This window comes from Nocardiopsis alba DSM 43377 (genome assembly GCF_000341225.1).
GTDB lineage: Bacteria > Actinomycetota > Actinomycetes > Streptosporangiales > Streptosporangiaceae > Nocardiopsis > Nocardiopsis alba.
Window position 1 is genome coordinate 313,723 of the sequence record NZ_ANAC01000012.1, and the last position, 20,875, is coordinate 334,597.

Annotated in this window: 24 protein-coding genes and 1 pseudogene; 13 read left to right on the forward strand and 12 right to left on the reverse strand. The window is 70.3% G+C overall.

Annotated features, from left to right (window positions below; genetic code table 11):
- Positions 1-2 precede the first annotated feature (2 nt).
- Both D451_RS0113795 and D451_RS0113800 read right to left on the reverse strand, forming a co-directional pair.
- Positions 3-1,361: a sugar porter family MFS transporter gene (locus D451_RS0113795; protein WP_241463338.1), complete on the reverse strand. Its 1,359-nt coding sequence runs from the start codon at positions 1,359-1,361 to the stop codon at positions 3-5.
- Positions 1,362-1,566: 205 nt separating this feature from the next.
- Complete coding sequence (locus D451_RS0113800) at positions 1,567-2,295, reverse strand: tetratricopeptide repeat protein (RefSeq protein ID WP_017534861.1); 729 nt, start codon at positions 2,293-2,295, stop codon at positions 1,567-1,569.
- 186 nt (positions 2,296-2,481) lie between these two features.
- On the opposite strand from D451_RS0113800, the gene D451_RS0113805 reads away from it, so the two are divergent.
- Together D451_RS0113805 and bioB are read left to right on the forward strand one after the other, a co-directional pair.
- Positions 2,482-2,952, forward strand: coding sequence for a hypothetical protein (locus D451_RS0113805; protein ID WP_017534862.1), 471 nt, complete (start codon positions 2,482-2,484; stop codon positions 2,950-2,952).
- A gap of 99 nt (positions 2,953-3,051) precedes the next feature.
- On the forward strand, positions 3,052-4,113 hold the full coding sequence (bioB, locus tag D451_RS0113810; RefSeq protein ID WP_017534863.1) for a biotin synthase BioB: 1,062 nt from the start codon (positions 3,052-3,054) through the stop codon (positions 4,111-4,113).
- A 51-nt stretch (positions 4,114-4,164) separates the two neighbouring features.
- Here the strand turns inward: bioB and D451_RS0113815 are convergent, their stop codons facing one another.
- Entirely contained in the window at positions 4,165-4,446 is a 282-nt protein-coding gene (locus tag D451_RS0113815) for a YiaA/YiaB family inner membrane protein (RefSeq protein WP_014912919.1), read from the reverse strand.
- Between the two features lie 47 nt (positions 4,447-4,493).
- Positions 4,494-5,642, reverse strand: coding sequence for an NAD(P)/FAD-dependent oxidoreductase (locus tag D451_RS0113820; protein WP_036568097.1), 1,149 nt, complete (start codon positions 5,640-5,642; stop codon positions 4,494-4,496).
- A gap of 142 nt (positions 5,643-5,784) precedes the next feature.
- Here D451_RS0113820 and ddaH point away from each other — a divergent pair, with 142 nt between their 5' ends.
- On the forward strand, positions 5,785-6,573 hold the full coding sequence (gene ddaH, locus D451_RS0113825) for a dimethylargininase (RefSeq protein ID WP_017534865.1): 789 nt from the start codon (positions 5,785-5,787) through the stop codon (positions 6,571-6,573).
- Here the strand turns inward: ddaH and D451_RS0113830 are convergent.
- The gene (locus D451_RS0113830) at positions 6,570-7,136 is read right to left on the reverse strand and encodes a CGNR zinc finger domain-containing protein (RefSeq protein ID WP_017534866.1); all 567 of its coding nucleotides are present in this window, start codon (positions 7,134-7,136) and stop codon (positions 6,570-6,572) included. The genes ddaH and D451_RS0113830 overlap by 4 nt on opposite strands.
- Positions 7,137-7,191: 55 nt before the next feature.
- On the opposite strand from D451_RS0113830, the gene D451_RS0113835 reads away from it, so the two are divergent.
- The 4 genes from D451_RS0113835 (at position 7,192) to D451_RS0113850 (ending at position 10,849) form a co-directional block, all read left to right on the forward strand.
- Positions 7,192-8,367 carry an MFS transporter gene (locus D451_RS0113835; RefSeq protein ID WP_017534867.1) on the forward strand — a complete coding sequence of 392 codons (1,176 nt, stop codon included), beginning with the start codon at positions 7,192-7,194 and terminating at the stop codon, positions 8,365-8,367.
- Positions 8,368-8,428: 61 nt separating this feature from the next.
- Positions 8,429-9,400, forward strand: a complete 972-nt coding sequence (locus D451_RS0113840) for a helix-turn-helix transcriptional regulator (RefSeq protein WP_017534868.1) — start codon at positions 8,429-8,431, stop codon at positions 9,398-9,400.
- Positions 9,401-9,472: 72 nt separating this feature from the next.
- Positions 9,473-9,877 carry a DUF2784 domain-containing protein gene (locus tag D451_RS0113845; protein ID WP_017534869.1) on the forward strand — a complete coding sequence of 135 codons (405 nt, stop codon included), beginning with the start codon at positions 9,473-9,475 and terminating at the stop codon, positions 9,875-9,877.
- Positions 9,878-9,961: 84 nt separating this feature from the next.
- A complete protein-coding gene (locus D451_RS0113850; protein WP_017534870.1) occupies positions 9,962-10,849 on the forward strand; it encodes a hypothetical protein in 888 nt (295 codons plus the stop codon).
- Here D451_RS0113850 and D451_RS0113855 read toward each other — a convergent pair.
- A complete protein-coding gene (locus D451_RS0113855; protein WP_036568099.1) occupies positions 10,827-11,843 on the reverse strand; it encodes a Gfo/Idh/MocA family protein in 1,017 nt (338 codons plus the stop codon). The two genes, D451_RS0113850 and D451_RS0113855, sit on opposite strands and share 23 nt — an antisense overlap.
- Positions 11,844-11,952: 109 nt before the next feature.
- On the opposite strand from D451_RS0113855, the gene D451_RS0113860 reads away from it, so the two are divergent.
- Positions 11,953-12,357 carry a hypothetical protein gene (locus D451_RS0113860; RefSeq protein WP_014912300.1) on the forward strand — a complete coding sequence of 135 codons (405 nt, stop codon included), beginning with the start codon at positions 11,953-11,955 and terminating at the stop codon, positions 12,355-12,357.
- Positions 12,358-12,412: 55 nt separating this feature from the next.
- Here the strand turns inward: D451_RS0113860 and D451_RS0113865 are convergent, their stop codons facing one another.
- From D451_RS0113865 to D451_RS0113880, 4 genes are all read right to left on the reverse strand, one after another.
- Positions 12,413-12,802: a YciI family protein gene (locus tag D451_RS0113865; protein ID WP_014912407.1), complete on the reverse strand. Its 390-nt coding sequence runs from the start codon at positions 12,800-12,802 to the stop codon at positions 12,413-12,415.
- A gap of 188 nt (positions 12,803-12,990) precedes the next feature.
- Positions 12,991-13,887, reverse strand: a complete 897-nt coding sequence (locus D451_RS0113870) for a DUF4097 family beta strand repeat-containing protein (protein WP_017534872.1) — start codon at positions 13,885-13,887, stop codon at positions 12,991-12,993.
- 130 nt (positions 13,888-14,017) lie between these two features.
- Positions 14,018-14,719, reverse strand: a complete 702-nt coding sequence (locus tag D451_RS0113875) for a response regulator transcription factor (protein WP_026125060.1) — start codon at positions 14,717-14,719, stop codon at positions 14,018-14,020.
- Complete coding sequence (locus tag D451_RS0113880) at positions 14,707-16,095, reverse strand: sensor histidine kinase (protein ID WP_193789611.1); 1,389 nt, start codon at positions 16,093-16,095, stop codon at positions 14,707-14,709. The genes D451_RS0113875 and D451_RS0113880 overlap by 13 nt, the downstream gene beginning before the upstream one ends.
- Before the next feature lie 146 nt (positions 16,096-16,241).
- Between D451_RS0113880 and D451_RS0113885 the strand changes: the two genes are divergently transcribed.
- From D451_RS0113885 to D451_RS0113900, 4 genes are all read left to right on the forward strand, one after another.
- Positions 16,242-17,249 (forward strand): (2Fe-2S)-binding protein, encoded by a 1,008-nt coding sequence (locus D451_RS0113885; protein WP_017534875.1) that lies wholly within the window; start codon positions 16,242-16,244, stop codon positions 17,247-17,249.
- 16 nt (positions 17,250-17,265) lie between these two features.
- Entirely contained in the window at positions 17,266-17,736 is a 471-nt protein-coding gene (locus D451_RS0113890; RefSeq protein ID WP_014913111.1) for a hypothetical protein, read from the forward strand.
- 80 nt (positions 17,737-17,816) lie between these two features.
- On the forward strand, positions 17,817-18,251 hold the full coding sequence (locus D451_RS0113895; RefSeq protein ID WP_017534877.1) for a helix-turn-helix domain-containing protein: 435 nt from the start codon (positions 17,817-17,819) through the stop codon (positions 18,249-18,251).
- Between the two features lie 133 nt (positions 18,252-18,384).
- On the forward strand, positions 18,385-18,792 hold the full coding sequence (locus tag D451_RS0113900; RefSeq protein WP_014910430.1) for a MarR family winged helix-turn-helix transcriptional regulator: 408 nt from the start codon (positions 18,385-18,387) through the stop codon (positions 18,790-18,792).
- Between the two features lie 31 nt (positions 18,793-18,823).
- On the opposite strand, the gene D451_RS0113905 is transcribed toward D451_RS0113900, so the two are convergent.
- Together D451_RS0113905 and D451_RS0113910 are read right to left on the reverse strand one after the other, a co-directional pair.
- On the reverse strand, positions 18,824-19,393 hold the full coding sequence (locus tag D451_RS0113905) for a GNAT family N-acetyltransferase (protein WP_017534878.1): 570 nt from the start codon (positions 19,391-19,393) through the stop codon (positions 18,824-18,826).
- Positions 19,394-19,479: 86 nt separating this feature from the next.
- The gene (locus D451_RS0113910; protein ID WP_017534879.1) at positions 19,480-20,115 is read right to left on the reverse strand and encodes a TetR/AcrR family transcriptional regulator; all 636 of its coding nucleotides are present in this window, start codon (positions 20,113-20,115) and stop codon (positions 19,480-19,482) included.
- Between the two features lie 62 nt (positions 20,116-20,177).
- On the opposite strand from D451_RS0113910, the pseudogene D451_RS26520 reads away from it, so the two are divergent.
- Positions 20,178-20,851 (forward strand): annotated as a pseudogene (locus tag D451_RS26520) (GAP family protein).
- Positions 20,852-20,875 lie beyond the last annotated feature (24 nt).

The window sequence follows — 20,875 nt, forward strand, 5'->3', positions numbered from 1 at the left end:
TCTCAGCCGGTCATCTCCTCCAGCGTCTTGCCCTTCGTCTCACGAACGAACTTGAGCACGAAGAGGAAGGACAGCAGCGCGAAGCCCGAGTACATCATGTAGGCGCCGGGCAGGCTCCAGTCCCGCAGGCTCGGGAAGCTGACCGTGATGAGCCAGTTGGTCAGCCACTGGGTCGCGGTGGCCACGCCCATGGCGGCCGCGCGGATGCGCAGCGGGAACATCTCCCCCAGCAGCACCCACACCACCACACCCCAGGACAGGGCGAAGAACAGCACGAAGGAGCTCGCGGACACCAGCGCCACCGCACCCCAGGCGAAGGGGAGCGTGACCGTGTCACCTTGGACCTGGGCGTGCGAGAACGCGAAGGCGGCGATCGCCAACGCCACCGTCATCCCGGCCGATCCCACCAACAGCAGGGGCTTTCGTCCCACCCGGTCCACCAGCATGATCGCGATGACGGTACCGATGATGTTGACCACCGAGGTGAACAGGCTCAACAGCAGGGAGTCGCCCTCGGCCACCCCCACCGACTGCCACAGGGAGCTGGAGTAGTAGAAGATGACGTTGATGCCCACCAACTGTTGGAAGGCCGAGACGGCCATACCGATCCACACGATGGGCAGCAGACCGTAGCGTCCGGTCAGGTCGCGCAGCCGGGGGCGGACCTCCGACCCCAGGGCCTCGCGGATCTCGTTGATCCGACGGTCGACCCTGGCCTGACCGCCGCCCTCGACGTCCTCCAGGATCCGCCGTGCCTGGTCGACCCGGCCCAATCGCACCAGATATCGGGGCGACTCCGGTATGACCAGGCTCAACGCCAGGTAGACCAGGGCGGGCAGCATCTCCACGCCGAGCATCCACTGCCAGGCCTGGAGCGGGCCGATCGTGTCACGGGCGCTGCCGCCGGCCCCCGCGGCGATGGCGTAGTTGACCAGCTGCGAGGCGGCGATCCCCAGCACGATGGCGAGCTGTTGCAAGGAGGCCAGACGCCCTCGATAGGCGGCCGGGGAGACCTCGGCGATGTAGGTGGGGGCGATCACGGAGGCCATACCGATGGCCACCCCGCCCAGGATCCGCCAGAAGGTCAGGTCCCAGACGCTGAAGGGCAGTGCCGAGCCGATCGCGCTGACCGCGAACAGCACGCCGGCGATCTGCATGACGCGGATACGCCCCAGCCGGTCGGCGATGTTACCGGCGGTGGCGGCGCCCACCACACAGCCCAACAGCGCCGAGGCTACGGTGAATCCGAGGACGGCCGGCCCCACCTGGAAGTGGGCCTGGATGGCGTCGACGGCGCCGTTGATGACGGCGCTGTCGTAGCCGAACAGGAAGCCGCCCATCGCGGCGGCCGCCGCGATCATGGTCACGTGGGCGAGGTCGGCGCCACCGTCGTGGTGTCCCGCCCCGCTCCTACCGGTTTCTCTCAACGAGAGCTCCTTTCCAGGGCGCACCCGAGGCCCTGTCGGCACCACGGTGCCCAACGGCGGCGGCGAACGGGGGACGCAACGCTGGAGTGGTCGAACACTCTCCGATATTCGCCTCGGGGCGCAGTGGTGGGGGCCGTGTTCAGCCGGCGCTTCGGATCCTGAGGAGTCGGGTCGTCTGGATCGTTTCGAAGATCTTCAACTGGGTCGGATCGTAAGCGGGCGCGAGGTGGCCGGCTCTCATGGCGGAGTTCTCCGCGGCCAAGGCCATGCCCGGGGGCGCGTCCTCCTGGGAGGCGATACGCGACATGATCTGGGCGTGGGCGTGCTGGAACCTCGACAGGCGAGGGTCGTCCGGGTGAGCCATGGCGAGTGCGCGTTCAGTGAGCCCCAGCGCTTCGGTGAGGCCCTCCGGGCCGGCCGCCCCCTGGGCGAGGAACTCGGCCACCTGCATCGACCGGACGGGAAGGTGGGGGCTGTTCTCCTCGGTCATCTCCAACGCCTCACGAGCCAGTTCCAGCGCGCCCGCCAATTCGGAGGGGTCGGTGTCCGGATCGTCCATGAGCGCACGTGTCCACCGGATACTCAGAGCACCGGCCAGTTGTTGACGGAAATCGGCGGCGTGGGGATCGTTCTCGCCCCCCAGGCGAATGGCCCTCTCCAGATGTTCCAGAGCACCCTCGATGTCCGCGGGGTCGTCACTGCCGATGTAGCGCATGCCCAAGGCCAGGCCCAGAACATAGTGCGACCAGGGGTCCTCGCTTCGAGAGCGTTCCTGGGCACGGGCCCGACCGACGGCCCCATCGAGGTCGTGTTCGGCGTAGAGGATGTTCGCGAGTGTTTCGGCACGAGTTCGAGCCAGATCGGACATGGTGGTCCCCGGGGGGTCGTTCGGGCGCGGGCCTCAATGGTACACACCGGAGTCCGGAGCGCACTTCTGTGTAGGGTGTTTCGCGAGCCGGACGCTCCTTCTACCCCACCCCTGGAATGGAGACGATGTGTCCACATCCTCTGGCCGCCCCCTCTTCTCAATCAGGCCGTGGTGTCATGGTTACGCATGGAGGCACTGATCGGTACGCCCCTCGGTGAGCAGGCCTGGCGAGAGCACCGAGAGATCGCGCTGCGGCTGCGCCGCTCCTACCTGCTCTTCTGTCTGGGGACGGGGGCCTTCTCCGGAGGGGCCGCCGCGGTTGCGGTGGCTCTGCTGGGGCTTGTGTGGCAACAGGGCGAGGGGTTTCCGCTCGCTGTTCTGCCCTTCATCATGACACCTTTGATCCTCGGTCCCATGTGGAAACGCAGGACCGCGGGGACGGTCGCGCCGTTCTTGGGGCGTCCTCGCCACGTGTGGCCTCGTTGGGCATTCACTCTGATCTTTCCCATCGTGCTCGTGCTCGGTGTGTTCGTGCCCTGGAGCCCGGCCTGGTCGATTATGAGCGGAGTGTTGTGCGCGCTCCCCTACTGTCTCAGCGCGGTTCTGGAGGCCCGACATCCTCTTTCTCCTTATCCCGCCGTGTGGAGCCGGGCCTGATCCCGTACGTCGATGGTCTCGACCGCACAAGAACTCGGCCCGAAACCTGGCGGGTTCGGTGGCTGTCAGGGCACCCGTGTCGCGTCCAGGATCGAGGGCGTGACGACATTCGATTCCCTCGCAGAGAAGGCCCTACGACGCCTGCCGCCCACCCGTGACGAGCTTCTCCGGGTCCTGAAGGGTTCCGACGAGGAGCTGATGGAGCTGGTCGCGGCGGCGTCCAGGGTCCGCCATCACCACTTCGGACGGCTCGTCAAGCTCAACTACCTCGTCAACGTCAAGAGCGGCCTGTGCCCGGAGGACTGCTCCTACTGCTCCCAGCGCCTGGGATCCCGGGCCGGGATCGTCAAGTACACCTGGCTCGACCCCGACCGGACCCGTGAGCTGGCCTCCCACGGGGTCGCCGCGGGTGCGGCCCGCGTGTGTCTGGTGGCCAGTGGCCGCGGCCCCACCGACCGCGACGTGGACCGTCTGGCCCCGACGGTGGAGGGCATCAAGCGGGACCACCCCGACGTCGAGGTGTGCGCCTGTCTGGGGCTGCTCTCCGAGGGGCAGGCCGACCGGCTGCGCGAGGCGGGCGTGGACGCCTACAACCACAACCTCAACACCTCCGAGGAACGCTACTCCGACATCTGCTCCACCCACGACTTCGCGGATCGGGTGGCGACGGTACGGAGCGCGACCCACGCCGGCCTCTCCCCCTGTTCGGGGCTGATCGTGGGGATGGGCGAGAGCGACGAGGACCTGATCGACGCCCTGTTCGCCCTACGGGAGCTGGAGCCGGACTCGGTGCCGGTCAACTTCCTCATGCCCTTCGAGGGCACGCCCCTGGAGGGCACCTGGGAGTTGACGCCCCCGCGCTGTCTGCGGATCCTGGCCGCGACCCGCTTCGTCTTCCCCGACGTGGAGGTACGGCTGGCGGGCGGTCGGGAGATGCATCTGCGCTCGTCGCAACCCTTGGGGCTGCACATCGCCGATTCGATCTTCCTGGGCGACTACCTCACCAGCGAGGGGCAGGCCGGTCGGGACGATCTGGCGATGATCGCCGACGCGGGGCTCCAGGTCCGCGGTGCCGGTGAGAAGGCGGCCTCCCACACGGGGCACGCCCCGCCGCGCGCACGGCGACGGGGCGCGGGCACCGACCTTCCGCCCAACGTCTGAACACCGTTCTCGGGGCGGCACCGGAAGGGATCCGGTGCCGCCCCGGGCGTCTCAGGAGCGGACGGGGTCGCCCTGCCAGATCGGCATCTGCTGGTGGTACTGGGCCTGCTCGGCCGCGATCAGATCCTCCTGACGGTCGCGGACGCACTTGGCCAGGGTGAACGTGGAGGTGATGACGAACAGGACGCTCATCCCGAGGAAGGCGCGGACCCAGGGGTCGACCGGCAGGTAGAAGATGCCGACGGTGACGCCGATGGAGGAGACCGCGAAGGCGATGATCGCCTGGAGGTAGAACTGGGCGGTGGACCTGGGGAGAGGAGTGGGGGTGCTCATACCCCCATCCTGGGCCTTCGCGCCGTTCCGAGCCTGAGTACGCCTACTCAACCCTGCCGGGTTCCTCCCGGACGGCCCCAGGTGGGGCTCTGCGCGCGGTCGGGGACGAAGGCGGACAGGTCGACGCCCGGGTCCTGCCCCATCGCCAGCCGGGCCGCGACCAGCCCTTGGAAGGGGCCGAAGGTCAGCCCCTGGGAGCCCGCGCCGGTGGCGACCACGACCCCGGGCAGCCGTTCGATCGGCCCGAGGGAGAGGCGTCCGTCGTGGGTTCCGGGGCGAAAACCGACCCTGGTCTCGACCACGGTGGCCTCGCTCAGTTCGGGCAGGACCTCCAGGGCGGTGGACAGGTTCTCCAGCAGCCCCGAGGCGGTCACCCTGCGGTCGAAGCCCGCCTCGGGTTCCACGGTGCCTCCGGTGACCACGCGATCCGGCGCGGCGGCGCTCACGTAGTAGTCGCGTTCGCCGAACCGCACCACCGGCCAGGATCGGGTGTCCCGGCCGGGGAGGGAGAAGTGCGTCATCTGGCCGCGGATCGGATGTACGCCCAGGTCGACGCCGGTCACCGCGAGGAGTTCGGTGGACCAGGCGCCGGCCGCGACGATCACCGTGTCGGCCTCCAGGTCCTCGGTGCCCACGCGGACGCCGGTCACCCGGTGTCCGTTCCACAGCAGGCGCGCGTCGCCCTTGAAGTAGCGCAGTCCGCGTTCCTCGGCCGCGTCGAACAGCGCGGATCGGGCGGTACGGCCGTTCACCCGGGCCATGCCCTCGATGTATACGCCGCCGTACTCCTCGGGGATCAGTGGGAAGTGGGCGCGCGGCTCGCCCGGGGCGAGGCGTTCCACGCGTCCCATGGTGGAGAACTCCGGGCGGCGCGACAACGTGTCGAGCAGGTCGAACCCGGAGTCGTCCCCCTCGCGGTCGACCGACAGCCCGCCGACGACCTCGTAGCCGGCCGGATGCCCGTCCTCGGCCAGTTCGGCCATGAGACGCGGATAGTGCTCGGCGGCGCGCAGTTTGAACTCCTGCTCCCGCGGGTCGTCCCAGGGGAAGGGCCAGGGGAAGACGATGCCGGTCCCCGCCGCGGTGGCCTGGCCCGCGTGGGCGGCGTCCACCAACGCGGTGGACACGCCCTTGCCCGCCAGGTGGAACGCCGCGCTGGTTCCCACGATGCCGCCGCCGACCACGATCACGTCCATGGGGTCCAGCCTGCCTGGGAGAACGTCCCGGGACAAGTCGCCCACCCCGCGTGCCGATCACCGATCCCGGGAAAGGACGCGGATAGGCTGCGGCCCCATCGCGGAGTCCGGCTCCCTTCCCCTAACACAGCAGGAGAACGCATTGGACGGCTACACCTATCGTGGGATCGCCCTGACCCGGCCGCCGGGGCACCGACTGTCCGAGGGCATCGTCACCCATCTCTCCCGCTCCGTGGTGGATCCGGTGCTCGCCGCACGTCAGTACACGATCTATCAGGAGACGCTGGCCTCGGCGGGGTGGCGGGTGGTGGAGGTGGATCCGGCCCCCGAGCACCCCGACGCGGTGTTCGTGGAGGACACCCTGGTGGTGTGCGAGAACCTGGCCGTGGTCACCAGGCCGGGGGCCCGGGAGCGGCGTGGTGAGGTCGAGGGCGCCGAGCGGGCCGCCCGTTCCCTCGGGTTGAGGGTGGCCCGGATCGAGAAGCCCGGGAACCTGGACGGGGGCGACGTCCTCCAGGTCGGGAACACCGTCTACGTGGGTGTGGACGGCAGGACCGACGAGGAGGGCGCCGACCAGCTCGAACGGCTGCTGGCGCCCTTGGGTCGCGAGGTGCGTCGGGTCCGTCTGGGGCGGGTTCTGCACCTGAAGTCGGCGGTCACCGCGCTGCCGGACGGTTCGTTGATCGGTCTGCCGGAGGCGGTGGAGTCGGCCGACCTGCCGCCGATCCGCCCGGTCGCGGAGGAGCCCGGCGCCCACGTCGTCCCCTTGGGCGGGCGCGACGTGCTGGTCAGTGCCGCCGCCACGGAGACCGTGCATCTGCTGACCGCCGAGCATCTGCGGGTGCTGCCGGTGGACATCTCCGAGTTCGAGAAGCTCGAAGGATGCGTGACCTGCCTGAGCGTCCTGATCCCCGAGGCCTCGCTGGGCTAGGAGGTGCGGCCTCGGGCTCGACGGTGGGCGGCGACCCGGGTGCGGGTGGCGCAGCGACGAGAGCAGTAGCGTCGTCCGCTGCCGTGGGCGGTGTCGACGAAGACCCGTTCGCAGTCGCGCGCCGCGCACACCCCGCCGGGCAGACGTTGCCGCTGGGAGACGAGCGAGGCCAGGAACAGGCCGGTGGAGGCCGCGAACCATTCGTCCCAGGGCGCCTCGTCGTCGCTGTCGGCGTGCAGGTGCCACGGGTGGCTTCCGCCGTGGTCGGCCAGGCGTGGTGGGCGGGCCTCGCGCGCGAGCAGGGTGTTGAGTCGGGTGGCCGTCCTCTCCAGGGTGTCGGCGGCCAGTACGTGGCGCAGTTCGACGGCGACCTCGCGCAGGGCCGCGACGTCCTCCTCGTCCAGCTCGGGGTCGATCTCTCCGTGCCTGGTCAGGATCGTGGTGATCGTCGTCGCGTCCGTGGTCCGGTCGGCGAGCGCGTTGAGCAGGTCGGTGGTGCGTTCGGCCAAGGCCCTGGTGGAACCCACCGGGGTCGGCTCGACGAAGGGTTCTCCGGGTGCCATGACTCCAATGTAACGCCCATGGAGTTCTTTCTCGTTACTTTGTAGTTTTCCGTGGATGAGCGAGCGTTATGCGACGGTGCTCTATCTGTGCGGAGCGACGGCCGCGCGTACGGGGGACGAGGCCTCGGGGCCGGCCCTTCTGCTGCTGGGGGTCGCGGTCACCGGAAGCGCGGCCACGGGTTCGGCCCTGCTGGCGGGGGTGACCGCCACCGCCGCGATCGGCGGCCCTCTGGTCGGTGTGGCCCTGGACCGGTCCCGGCGTCCGGGACGGCTGCTCGCGATCCTGTTGGTTCTGTACGCGCTGGGTCTGGTGGCCGTCGCCCTGCCTGTGGGGCGCCTGCACGTGGCGCCGGTGGTGGCCTTGGCCCTGATCGTGGGGCTGCCGAGTCCGGCGCTGTCCGGAGGGTGGACCGCCCAACTGCCCCGGGTGGTCTCCGCTTCGAGGGCGACCGGGGTGAGCACCTGGGACGCGATGACCTTCGGCGCCGCCTCCCTGGTGGGGCCCGCCCTGGCCGGGGCGGTCGCGCTGGGGTTCGGTGCCCTGACCTCGGTCGTGGTCGCGGCGGCCCTCGTCGCCCTGGCGGTGCCCGCGGCGTTGGCCCTGCCCGATCGTAAGCGCCCTCCCGAACGTGTCCCTCTGCTCGCCGAATTGGTCTCCGGTGTCCGCGCGGTGCTGGGGAACCGGACCCTGGCGCGGGTCACCGCGGTCTCCACGATCTCGATCGCCGGAACCGGGGCCTTCGTGGTCGCCACCCCAGTACTCGGGGAGCGGACGCTCGGCGGGGCGGCGCAGGGGGCGCTGTTGCTGGCATTGATGGCGGTGGGCTCCCTGGCCGCCAACCTGGTGACCGTCCGCCGCCCTCTTCGGACCCGCCCGGAGACCGTGGTGTTCGTGTGCGTCCTGGTCCAGTGCGTGGGCGTGACGGGGGCGGCGGTGGCGCCCTCCGTGCTCTGGCTGCTGCTCGCGGTGGCGCTCGTGGGCGCGGCGGAGGGTCCGCAGCTGGCCGCTCTGCTCGCGGTACGGCGTCGGGAGGCCCCCGAACGTCTGCGTTCCCAGGTGTTCACCACCGCCGCCAGCGTGAAGGTGAGCGCCTTCGCGCTCGGCGCCGCCCTGGCCGGACCTGCGGCCGACCTCTCCCCCGCGCTCTGTTCGGCCCTGGCCGCGGCGTTCCAGGGGGCGGCGGCGCTGACCCACCTGATGATGCGGCCCCGATCGGGTTCTCGGGGTTGATCTCGTGAGGTCCTCGTAGTGGAGGACCGATTCCGGCCGCCACTCTTGGCACACTCGGAACATGAAGTCGACCTCAGCCCGACTGCTGCAACTGCTCTCGCTGCTCCAGCTCCGTAGGGACTGGCCCGGATCCGATCTGGCCGAGCGCCTGGAGGTGAGTCCGCGGACCGTCCGCCGTGACGTGGACCGGCTGCGTGAACTGGGGTACCCCATCCACGCCCTGATGGGGACCGGCGGCGGATATCGGCTCGGCGCCGGAGCCGAGTTGCCCCCGCTGCTCCTGGACGACGACGAGGCGGTGGCGGTCGCGGTGGGGTTGCGCACCGCGGCCCAGGGCGGGGTCGCCGGGATCGAGGAGACCTCCGTGCGGGCCCTGGGCAAGCTTCTCCAGGTCCTACCCTCCCGTCTGCGCCGACGGGTGGACGCGCTGGGCGCCTTCACCGTCCCCATGCCGGGCCGGGGGCCCACGGTGGATCCCGAGACGTTGGCGTCGGTGGCGGGGGCCTGCCGCGACGGCGAACGGCTGCGCTTCGACTACGAGAGCCACGACGGCTCCCTCAGTCGGAGGATCGTGGAGCCGCACCGTCTGGTCTCGCGCGGGCGACGTTGGTACCTGGTGGCCTGGGACACCGCGCGTGACGACTGGCGCACCTTCAGAGTGGACCGGATCCGCCTGCTCACCCCGACCGGCCCTCGGGTGCCTCCCCGCGACCCGCCCGAGCAAGGGGTCGCCGCCTATCTGTCCGAACGCCTGAGTCTGCACATGTGGCCGATCAAGGCCAGGGTCCGGCTGGGGGTGGGCGCCGAGGAGGCCGCGCGCGGCCCGGCGGCCCACTACGGTCCCATCGAGGCGGTGGACGAGAACTCCTGCGTCCTGCTGTGCGCGGGCGACGATCTCAGGGCCATGGCCTGCTATCTCGCGCTGCTCGACATGGAGATCGAGGTAGAGGAGCCGATCGAGTTGCGCGAGGAGATGGTGGCGCTGGGCGAACACCTGACCCGTATGGGTCGGGGGCGGGAGCCGGGCGCATGAGTACCCCTACTCAGGAGGACCGAGTAGGAGGACCGATGAGAGGGAGACGCCCCGGATCCTAGGTTTCCGTGTATGAGCCACTTCGGAATCCTCCTCATCGGTCACACCGCGATGGTCCTCCACTACCTGTTCTTCGCCTACGTCGTCTTCGGCGGCTTCCTGGCGCTGATCCGCCCCCGACTCTTCTGGCCGCACCTGGGAGTGGCCGCCTACGCGCTCGGGATCCTCGTCGTCGGCTGGTCCTGTTTCCTCACCGAGATCGAGAACGCCTCGCGTGAGGCGACCGGACGCGAGGTGATGGAGAACGGTTTCATCGATCACCACCTGACCGGAGTGGTCTACCCGGAGGACCAGCTGATGACCTCGCGTTTCGTCATCGCCGGTATCATCGCGGCCTCCTACGCGCTGTGCGCGTGGCGGCTGTACCGGGCCCGGGCCGCGCGTCGGCGGCCGGTGGGGGTCCGAACCGCCGAATGATCGAACCCCGGCACGACCACACGCCAAAGAAGCTACGTTAAGGAATCACTTGTTATCACAGAGTGACGAAAGCGGGGCTTCCGCGTGCCCGAAAAAACTCGAATTCCCTACCTGAAACCGGACGAACTCAGTGTTCCGCCGATCATGCGTCCCATCCGCGACGGCTATCGGATCGCTCGCTGGAACTCTCCCGCCGCGCTCGAACCCTCCTGTCGCGACCGACTCCAGGCCACCCTGCTCGGGCTGGCGGCCCGGGCCTTCGGGGCCGACCACTCCGACTACTGGCGGGCCCGCGTCGCCTCCGGCTTCTTCGACCAGATCTCCTGTCTGGCCCTGATCCTGGACCCGCAGGGCATCCCCGTGGGATGGGGCGGCTACCACCGGCGCCGGTTCGCCTCGCGCCGGGCCCTGTACCTGGACGCGGCGGGCGTGGTCCCCGCCCACCGTAGGTTCGGGCTCTCCAGCGCCCTGACCACGCACTTCCTCACCAGGGAGATCCTCACCCACCCCTGGAGCGGCACCTACGTGGTGCTGCGCACCAGAAACCCGGCCGTCTACTCCGGATGGCGCAAGGGGGTGGGCGCCGCTCACGTCTTCCCCCGCCGGGACCAGCACGTACCCCCCGATATCGCCCGTGTGTCCTGGGACGCGGCGAAGTGGCTCGGCGACGGCCCGGGGCTGGACCCCGACACCCTGCTCATCCACAACGCCTACCGGATGTTCGAGGGACGTATCTACGGGGTCGCCCCACGCAGCGGCGACCCCGAACTCGACACCTACTTCGCCAGAGAGGTCGGGCCCAAGGACGCGGTCATGGTGGTGGCGCGGATGAACGCCCTCACCCTGGCCCGCACGCTCTTCCACAGGTCGCCCCGGTCGCGCCGGCCCGCCCTCGCGCCTCCCGCGCACGAAGGGCCACCGACGCGACCGTCCGGTTCTCCGGAGGGGCTCAGTCCAAGGGGACGGCCTTGACGGTGCCGGGGCTGTAGACCAGCCCGCCCATGTCACGGACCCGGTCCATGATCTCGGCGACCCGTCGGCTCTCCGACCACGACATCCGTGGGCTCTCCCGCTCGCCCGCGGCCAGACGGCGCGCCACCTCCTCGGCCTCGTACTCGTAGCCGTTGGCGCGGAAGGGCCGGTGGAACCTCTCGGGTTCGTGGCCGTCGCGGTGCAGTACCAGGTCCGTGGCGGCCCAGAAGCGCTCGATCTCGATCCACCCGGCGGTCCCGGACAGGACCGCGCGTCCGGGCAGCGAGGTGCGCGAGGCGCAGTCCAGCGTGGCCGTCACCCCGTTCTCACCGCGCAGCAGCATGGTCGTCCTGACATCGACCATGTGGTCCGGGGACAGGTGGCGGGTGGCCCCCACCACGGTCATCTCGCCCAGATACCAGGAGGCCAACGACAGTGGGTAGACGCCCAGGTCCAGCAGGGCCCCACCGCCCAGGTCGGCGTTGAACAGACGGTGGTCGGGGTCGTAGGGGAGGTTGATCCCGAAGTCGGCGGAGACTCCGGTCGGCTCTCCCACCGCGCCCTCGGCCACCAGGTCCCGGGCCACCTGGTGCACGGGCAGGAAACGTGTCCACATCCCCTCCATCAGGAACCGGTCATTGGCCCGCGCGGCCTCCACCATCTCGGCGACCTGGAGGGCGTTCATCGCCATGGGTTTCTCGACCAGCACGTGTTTGCCGGATTCGAGCATCAGCAGGGTGTTGGGGTGGTGCCAGGGGTGGGGGGTGGCCACGTAGACCACGTCGACGTCCGGGTCCAGGGCCAGGTCACGGTAGTCGCCGTGACGGTGGGGGATGTCCCAGGTCTCACCGAACCACTCGGCCCGTTCCCGGTCCCGTGAGCCCACGGCGACGACCCGGGCCGAGGGGACCGCCCGCAGTCCTTCCATGAAGGCGTGCGCGATCCCGCCGGTACCGACCACACCCCACCGAAGTCCATCGTTGTCTCGTGTCATGGAGGCATCCTAAAAACCCGGTCATGTCGGGGGCCAGACGGGGAAGATCCTCGGTTTCGGCCCCCGGGAACCGTACGGTGGGCCGGACAGGCGTCGGAACGGAGAAGGAATGTCGTCCACACTCGCCCAGAGGCTGGGGGTCGCGTCCGGGGACCGGCTGCTCGTGCTGCACGCCCCCGAACGCTACCTGCGGCTGTTGGAGGCCCCCGCGGACATCCACATCGATCTGGGGGTCATCGAAGGTGCCTCCTACGACGACGTGCACCTGTTCGCCCTCGACCGGGGCACCGTGGACCGTGAGGGTCCCGGAGTGCTGGAGCTGGTGGGGCCCCGGACCCGGCTGTGGGTGTGCTTCCCCCAGCGCGGCGGCACCATCATCACCGACCTGACCGCGGACAAGGGGTGGGACACCCTCACCGACGCCGGTTGGCGCGCCACCGCCAAGGAACCCATCGACCTGGACTGGGCGGCCCTGCGCTTCGAACGGGACCCCGAGGGAGAGAAGGCCGGATGAGAGGCCGACGGCGACCCCGCCGCTCGGGTCGGGGCCGCACGTGGACCGGCGAGGATCACCCCTGAAGGACCGGGCGCAGTTCGAGCCACTCGTGGATCGGCCGGCCTCCCGGACCCGGGGCCGCGGACAGCTCTCCGGCCAGTTCGATCGCCCGCTCGTAGGAGGCGACGTCGATGATCATCCAGCCGGCGATCAGGTCCTTGCCCTCGGGAAAGGGGCCGTCGGTGACCGGCGGTCGCCCCTCGCCGTCGTAGCGGACGAAGGTGCCCTCCGGTGAGAGCGCCCGGGAGTCGACGAACTCGCCGGTCCCCCTCAGCCGCTCCGCGAAGTCCTCCATGTACCGCATGTGGGCGGAGACCTCCTCCGGCGTCCATTGGTCCATCGGAGCGTCCTCCACCGACGCGGGAGCGCCCCGATAGTGCTTGATCAGCAGGTACTCGGCCATCGTCTTCTCCTCGATGCGATGAGATCCCCGCGACCGTCGCGCGGTCGAACCGGAACGGCCGTATCGGGGCCGACCGTACCGTTCGGTGGGGACATCGCGGCGATGGACACGCTCCGACCCGGCCGGATAACGGAGGAGGGTCCCTCCCGACGATCGCGGGAAAGACCCTCGTCCGAACACGCCCGGAACTATTCGATCCGCACCGAGCCGCTGGTGGTGTCGACCTCGATCCGGCCGTCGGCGTCGGCCGAGGTGTCCACGGACACCTCCCGATCACCGGAGACCGACTCTCCCACGACGTCGTAGACGCCCTCGGGGACCTGGAGTTCGACGTCGCCGCTGACGGTGCTCACCGACATCGACGTGAACGGGGTGTCGGTGTCGACCTCCACGTCTCCCGAGATGGCCTCGGCCTCCAAGGTGGTGAAACCGCCGCCCAGCTCGATGTCGCCGCTGACGGAGGAGGCCCGTACCTCCTCGGCGACGAAGTCCTCCAGCTCCAGCTCCCCGGAGGTGGTCTCCACGTCCAGCAGGAGCCCTTCGCCGGAGGCCTCGATGGACCCGCTGACGCTCTGGACGGTGAGCGAACCGGCGATCCCGGACAGGTCGGCGGAGCCGGAGGTGGTCTCCACGTTCACGTCCCCGGCGTGGCCGTCGATCTGGACCGCGCCGCTGGTGGTGGACACCCTCAGCTCACCGGTCAGGGCCTCGGCGACGACCGGGCCGGAGACCGTGGACAGGACGACCGTGACGTCCTCGGGAACACCGACCTTGTAGTCGATGGAGCATCCCGACAGGAACGGCAACCCCTCGCAGCGACCTTCGATGTCCAGCCCGTCGCCGGACTCGTCGACGCTCTCCTCCGGGTCGGTCAGGGGGCCTCCCCTGAGGGAGCGTTCCACGGTGATCTCGTCACCGCTCACCGCGGTGACCTCGACCCGGCCGCCGGTCCTGTTGTCCAGTCTCAGTTCGCTCGCGCCACCATAGGAGTCCGTCCGGTCCGTCTGGTGGACCACCACGTTGGCCAGGACGGACACGGCGGTGACCACCACGAGGACCACCACGAGCGCGCCGCCCAGGAGCATCCACGGCCCCCAACGGAACCGGCCCGGCTCCTTGCTGGACGAGGCGTACAGTCCTCGTGCCCTGAAAGTCACGTCTCTCCCCTTCCGGAGGGTCCGGGCCCTCTCGGTCCTACGGTTCGTCTTCGGTTCCTCAGTCCTCGGCCGAGCCGCGCAGGTAGCGCAGCACGGCCTGGACCCTGCGATGGTCGTGGTCGTCCTGACCCAGGTCGAGCTTGAGGAAGATGGAGCGGATGTGCTTCTCCACCGCCCGCTCGGTGATGGTGAGCCGGTCGGCGATGCCCGCGTTGTTCAACCCCTCGGCCATCACCTCCAGCACCTCGGTCTCCCGAGGGGTGAGTCGCTCCAAGGCCTGGTCCCTTCGACGGCTGAGCAGCTGGGTCACCACCTCGGGGTCGATCGCGGCGCCGCCGCCGGCCACCCGCCGCAGCACGTCGAGGAACTCCTCGATGTCGGCGACCCGGTCCTTGAGCAGGTAGCCGACCTTGAAGGCCCCGCCGCCCAACAGTTCGGCGGCGTAGCGGCTCACCACGTGCTGGGAGAGCAGCAGCACCGCCACGTCGGGGTGGGTCTCGCGGATCCGCACGGCGGCCTTGATGCCCTCCTCCGAGTAGGTGGGCGGCATGCGGATGTCCACCAGGCACAGGTCCACGTGGGGGTGTTCGGCCACGGCTCGGAGCAGGGCCTCGGCGTCGCCGACCGACGCCAGGACCTCCACCCCGGCGTCCTCCAGGAGCCGGACCATCCCGCTGCGCAACAGCACCGAATCCTCGGCGATGATCACGCTCGGCCCGTTCCGGTCGACGTCGGCACTGGTCACGGTCACGCCCTCCAGGGGATCTCGGCGGTCAGGACGGTCCCGCCGTCCTCGGGGCCACGAACGTTCAACACCCCGTCGACGGCGTCGACCCGGTCCCACAGCCCGTACAGGCCGGTGCCGCGTTCGGGGTCGGCGCCTCCGACGCCGTCATCGGTGACGGTCACCAGCAGCAGGTCCTCGCGCGGTCCCCGGCGGCGTTCGACCACCACGAGCACCTCGGTGGCCCGGGCGTGCTTGGCGACGTTGGTCAACGCCTCGGTGACCACGTAGTAGGCCACCCCCTCCGCGCGCCCCGACGGCCGCTCGGACATCCTCATGTCCAGCCGGACCGGGATCGGGGAGCGTCCGATCGCCACCGGCAGGGCGGCCCCCAGACCGTGGTCGGTCAGGACCCGGGGGTGCAGCCCTCGGGCGACCTGACGCAACTCGGTCATGACCTCCTTGGACTCGCGCTGGGCCTCGGCGATGAGTTCGCGCGCGCCCTCGGGGTCGCGGTCCATCCGGGAGCGGGCCCGGGTGAGGGTCAAGGTCAGGGCGAGCAGACGTTGCTGGGCTCCGTCGTGCAGGTCGCGTTCGATCCGGCGACGTTCGGCCTCGGCCGCGTCCACCATGCGCTGGCGGCTGTCCTGGACGTGCAGGAGCCGGCGGCGCATACGCACCTCGGGGGCGTCGAACAGCAGGGCGCGCATCAACAGCACCTCGAAGGAGACCACGGCCGGGGCCGCTTTCAGGCCCAAGAGCACGAACACCGGGCCGAACAGCATCAACCCCAGGGGACCCACCAGTTCCACGGGCCGGGCCCCCTGGGCCAGGACGTAGACCAGGCCGAACAGCGCTCCCAGGGCGGCGGCGCTCCCGCACACCACCAGCACGACCACCAGGCCTCCGACGACCAGTCCGTGCAGGCCGGCGGCGGTGCTGTGGACCACCATCGACCAGGCCTCACGGCCGAAGACGAAGTTCCAGCCTCGCGCCCACCGGTTGGAGCGGGCCATCGGGTCGGGGGTATGGGCCTCCACGATCCCGAACACGTTGGCCAGACGGACCCGCTGGACGGAACAGGCCAGCCTGGCCAGCAGGGTGGCGACCACCGGGAACACGACCATGAACACCAGGACGTCGGTCAACACCCGCTCCGGCGGGCTCTCCGGTGCCGTTCTTCCGAAGGGGGCGTAGAGCGCCACCCCCACCCAGGTGATCGAGGCGACCAGCAGACAGGCCGGGAAGAGGTAGAACAGCGCCAACGCCAGGGAGGTCATCAGATGCAGGACCTCGACCAGCCGCGCCCGCCAGGTGTAGCCCCGACTCTCCTCGAGGAAGGGCACGTCGACCGAGGCGCGCGGCCATCGTCCGGCCCGCGTGCCCGCCTCCGATCTCTCCGCGCCGCTCACGGGTTCCAATCTAGGGCCGTGGCGCGGTCACCGACGATGCCCTCAGCACGAGAGTGACGGGTGGTGCTGGCACTACCCGGCCTCGCGTCCTCGAAGTAGGGTCGCGGAGCGGGCCTCGGCCGAGGCGGAGCGGCGGAAGGAGAGACGTGGACTGCGGCTGCGACGTTCGACGGGAGATCGAGGGCTTCGGGCCCGATGAGGGCCTGTACCAGCGGAGCCCGATCCGCGCCGGGGAGGTCGAGGCGCTGGTCGACCCGGAGGACCTGGAGGCCGACCCCTGCCTCTTGGAGGGGTATCCGCTGTCCGGAGAGAGGTTGGAGCGGGCCGCCCGGGCGGCCGGGTTCACGCCGCGCGCCGACCTGGACTACTTCCTGAGCGCCCACCGAAGGGAACCCGGCTCGGTGCCGATGGCCTCGCTCCTGGCCGACCTCGGCCGGATCAACACGTTCTTCGCCCTGGAGAGCGCGCCTCCCGGACCGGGCTGGGAGCCGGTGATGCGCGGCGAACCGACCGGGCCGCGCCTGGCCGCCGAGGTGGAGGGGGTCCGCGCCAGGATCGCCGCGCGTTTCGGAGGGCGCCCCGAGGACGTGGAGTGGCGGGTGGCCGCCTCCCTGTTCCACCAGAGCCTGTCCTCCCGGGTGCTCTCCCCCGTCCTGGCCGCCGCGATCCTGTACGGGGTCCGCATGGACCCGTTCCACCTCTTCCTGCGGACCGGCCACGACGGACCCATGACCCTGCGCACGATCGACCACGAGGCCGGGCCGCTCCCCGAGCGCTCCCCCGAGGCGATCGCCGCCTGGGTGGAGGCGACCGCCCTGGCCGGGCTGTCCCGCGTCGTCCACGCGCTGCGCGAGGTCGGTCGGATCTCTCCCCGGCTGCTGAACGGCAACACCTCCTCGTCGCTGGCCGGAGCGGCCCGCGCCCTGGCCGAGGCCCGGCCGGAGCGTCGCGAGGTCGTCGAGGCGGTCGCGCGCCGGCTGTTGGAGGGGCCCTCCCTGAAGGGCGGCGGTGGCCACACGGAGGCCGACGGGCACGGACGTCCGGTGTTCCGCCGGACCACCTGCTGTCTCTACTACCGGGTCCCGAACGGCGGGAAGTGCGGGGACTGCGTCCTTCTGCACCGAGACGGGTTTCGAGGCTTGATCCCCTCATGATGGGAAGAACGGGGACATGACCTCTATGAGCGATGACCCCGAAGGCTCCCTCCGCCCCGGGCCCGCCCACGTGCTCCTCTGGGGACCCCCGGTCGGCGCGGCCGCGGTGGGGGCCCTGGCCCCCGGACTCGCCTTCTGCGCGATGTTCGCGCTGGGCTGGATCCTCTTCGGAGGGACGACCGGCGCCCTGGCCGGATCCTGGCTCCTGGCCGCCGCGGCCCTCCTCCTTCCGACCCTGGCCCTGTGGGGGCTGGTCCGTCTGCTGCGCCTGATGGGGGCGGCCTTCCCGTGGACGCTCGCGCTGATCGCCCTGGCCCCGGGGATCGTCCTGGGCGTGCTGTACGCACCGGAACGGACGGTCTACACCGACTGGACCCTCGTTCCGGTGGTGCTGTGGGGCTACCTGATCGTGTGGCTGGGGCTGGCCCGGCCCTTCGGGGCGAAGCGGAGCGGCGCGTCCACCGCCATGACCGACCGACACCCTTGAGCACACTCCCTGGAGTGCCGGTTCCCGGTGCACCGGGGGTAGCGTTGGGGAGGATCAGGGATGTTCTCGGAGGTGCGTGCGTGACCAGGCAGTACTACTCGGTGGATCAGGTCGCGGAACTCCTGGGCCTGCACGTCAAGACCGTGCGCGCCTATGTGCGCGAGGGGCGGCTTCCGGCGACCAGGATCGGCAAGCAGTACCGGATCCACCGCAAGGATCTGGTCGACTTCACCGGAGGCTCCCCCGACGGCGATGAGGAGGAGCGCCGCACGCGGCCGCGCGTGGAGGCCTCCACCGTCCTCCAGATCGACGACGTCGACGCCGCCACGGCCGACCGGTTGAGCACCCTGGTGACCTCGGCCGGTATCGGTGTCTCCGAGAACGCCTCCCGGGTCCACGCCCAGGTGGTGCGCGACCCTGAGCGGGGCCGGGTCAAGATCGTCCTGGTGGGCGACCTGGAGGGGACCGCGCGGCTGATGGAGTACGTCCGCGCCCTGGTCCACGACGACCTCTGAGCGGCACGGCCCCGGGCGACGGAGGCGGCCCGCCGGACCGCGACACCGGCGCCGACCTGCGGTCATGGTCGACCGCGACGATATAGCGTCGTGTCGACGCCGTTGCGGACACCGATGTTCACCGGAGGCCACCATGTCCGACCTGCCGATCGGCTACTGGCTCAAGCACCTGGACCGTTTGTTGGAGAACGACCTCGACCGGACCCTGGCCGAGGAGTCGTTGGGGCGGCGCCGGTGGCAGGTGCTCAACTCGCTGCGCAACGAACCGGGCACCGTCGCGGAGCTGGATCGTCGGCTGAGCCCGTTCCTGGACGAGGACGAGAGCACGGTCGCCCCCGAGGTGGAGGCGCTGCGCGGTCGTGGCTGGGTGAGCGGCCGGGACCCCCTGGAGACCACCCCCGAGGGGGATCGGATCCACGACGCCCTGCTGGAGCGGGTGCGTGAGGCGCGCGAGCGTCTCACCGAGGGGATCTCGGACGAGGAGTACCGGATCACCGTCGACGTGCTGGAGCGGATGTCGGCCAACCTGGAACGGGGCTGAGTCCTGACCGGTCGGTCGACCTCGGTCCGGCTCAGCGGGGCAGTTCGCGGGTGAGTTCGACGAAGGCCAGATCGTCGCGCTTGGGGAGCCCGAAGGCCTCGTCGCCGTAGGGGAAGGGCTCGATCCGGCCGGTGGAGGTGTAGCCTCGCCGCTCGTACCAGGCGATCAGTTCGGTGCGCTGCTTGAGCACCTTCATCCGCATCAACCCGCTGCCCCATACGCGGGCGGCCGTCCGTTCGGCCTCGGCCAGTACGATCCGTCCCAGCCCCGCGCCCTGGAGGTCGGGGCGGACGGAGAACATCCCGAAGTAGGCCCCGTTGACGCCGCGCTGGAGTTCGCAGCAGGTGATGATCTCCCCGTCCCGCTCCCCCAGCAGGACGAGGGTGTTGCTCCGGGAGAGCAGATCGCTCATACCGTCGGCGTCCATCCGCTGTCCGTCCAGGAGGTGGGCCTCGGTGGTCCATCCCTGTTCGGAGCTCTCTCCCCGATAGCAGGAGTTGACCAGGTCGACCAGGGCGGGGACGTCGGCTTCGACCGCGTTCCGGAAGTCGATGCCGGAGGCCGGGAACACCGTCTCCTCGGCGTTCGGGGTGGTGGTCACGCGCGTCTCCCTCTTGTGTCCGTTCTGTCCCAGAGTATGTCCGCCGTCACGGCACTCGCGCGCGCCCATGGTGGTCGAGGAGGCCCTCAGTCCCGGCCCCGGTCGTGAGCTCGCAGCGACTCGATGTGGACGAGGAAGGCGCGCAGGCGGCTCCGGGCCACCTCGGGGGTGATCTGTTCGGGGTTGGTCATGAGTTGGAGGGAGATCCCGTCGACGAAGGTGTGCAGGTACTCCGACCAGGTCTCCAGCCAGGGGTCGGACTGGACCCGGGTGGGGTCCTCCAGGGGCGGCAGGTCGGCCAGGGCGGCGACGAGCCGTCGATAGAGCGAACGCTGTCGATGCCAGCGCTCCTCCAGCCGGGGGTCGAGGAAGTCGGGGTCTCCGGTGGCCTCCCAGGCGCGGTACTCGGCCCGGCGGGTCTCGTCCAGGGGCAGCATCTGCTCGGCGAAGCCCAGGACCCGGTCGACCATGGGCGCCTCGGGGTCGAAGGTCTCGGAGTGTTCGCGCATGCGCTCGATCACGCGGGCCTCGGACAGGTCCAGGGCGAAGGCGAGCAGGTCGTCGCGGGTCTGGAAGTAGTGGCGCAGGGCGCCGGTGGACAGGCCCGCCTCGGCGGCGACGCCGCGGAGGGAGACCGCCCTCGGTCCGGACTCGGCGATCACCCGCCACAGGGCCTCGGCGAGGGAGCGGCGGCGTTCCTCGTGGTCGACGATCTTCGGCATGCCCCTTTTTTAGCACAGCTGTGTTATTTTATTTCACACACTCGTGCTAAATAGGAGTCCCGATGCCTCCCCTGGACGTCTTGATCCCGGTCGCCGGACTGGCGCTGCTGGACACCTTGAGCCCCACCACCCTGGGCGTCTCACTCTTCGTCCTGCTCGGCGGGGCCCGCTCTTCGTCTACCTGGGCACCGTCGCCCTGTTCTACTTCACCCTGGGCTGCGCCCTCATGCTCGGACTCGGCGCGCTCCTGCCCCGCCTGGCCGGCCTGACCGAACACCCCGTCGCCGGCTGGGCCATGCTCGTCCTGGGCGCCGCCCTGTTCGCCTACTCGTGGATCATGCCGACCAAGAGAACCGAACGCCGCCGCCCCACCTCCCTGCGCACCACCACGATGATCGGGCTGGGGCTGGCCACCGGCCTGCTGGAGGCCGGGACCGCGCTGCCCTACCTCGGCGCGATCGGCATCATGGGCACCGCCGGTCTGGCCGCGCACACCTGGGCACCGATGCTGGCCGCCTACAACCTCGTGATGGTGCTGCCGCCCGTGCTCCTCTACCTGGGCCACCGGGTCCTCGGCGAACGGCTGCGGCCACGCCTGGACCGCTTGAGGGACAAGGTCGATTCCGGCTCCCGCGAGGCGATGGCCTGGGTGATCGGCATCGTCGGTCTGATTCTGCTGGTCAACGGCCTCCAGCGGGTCGGGGTCGTCTCGATGGTCGACGCCCTGCCCCTGTGAGGTTGCAGAGGCCGCCTCAAGGCA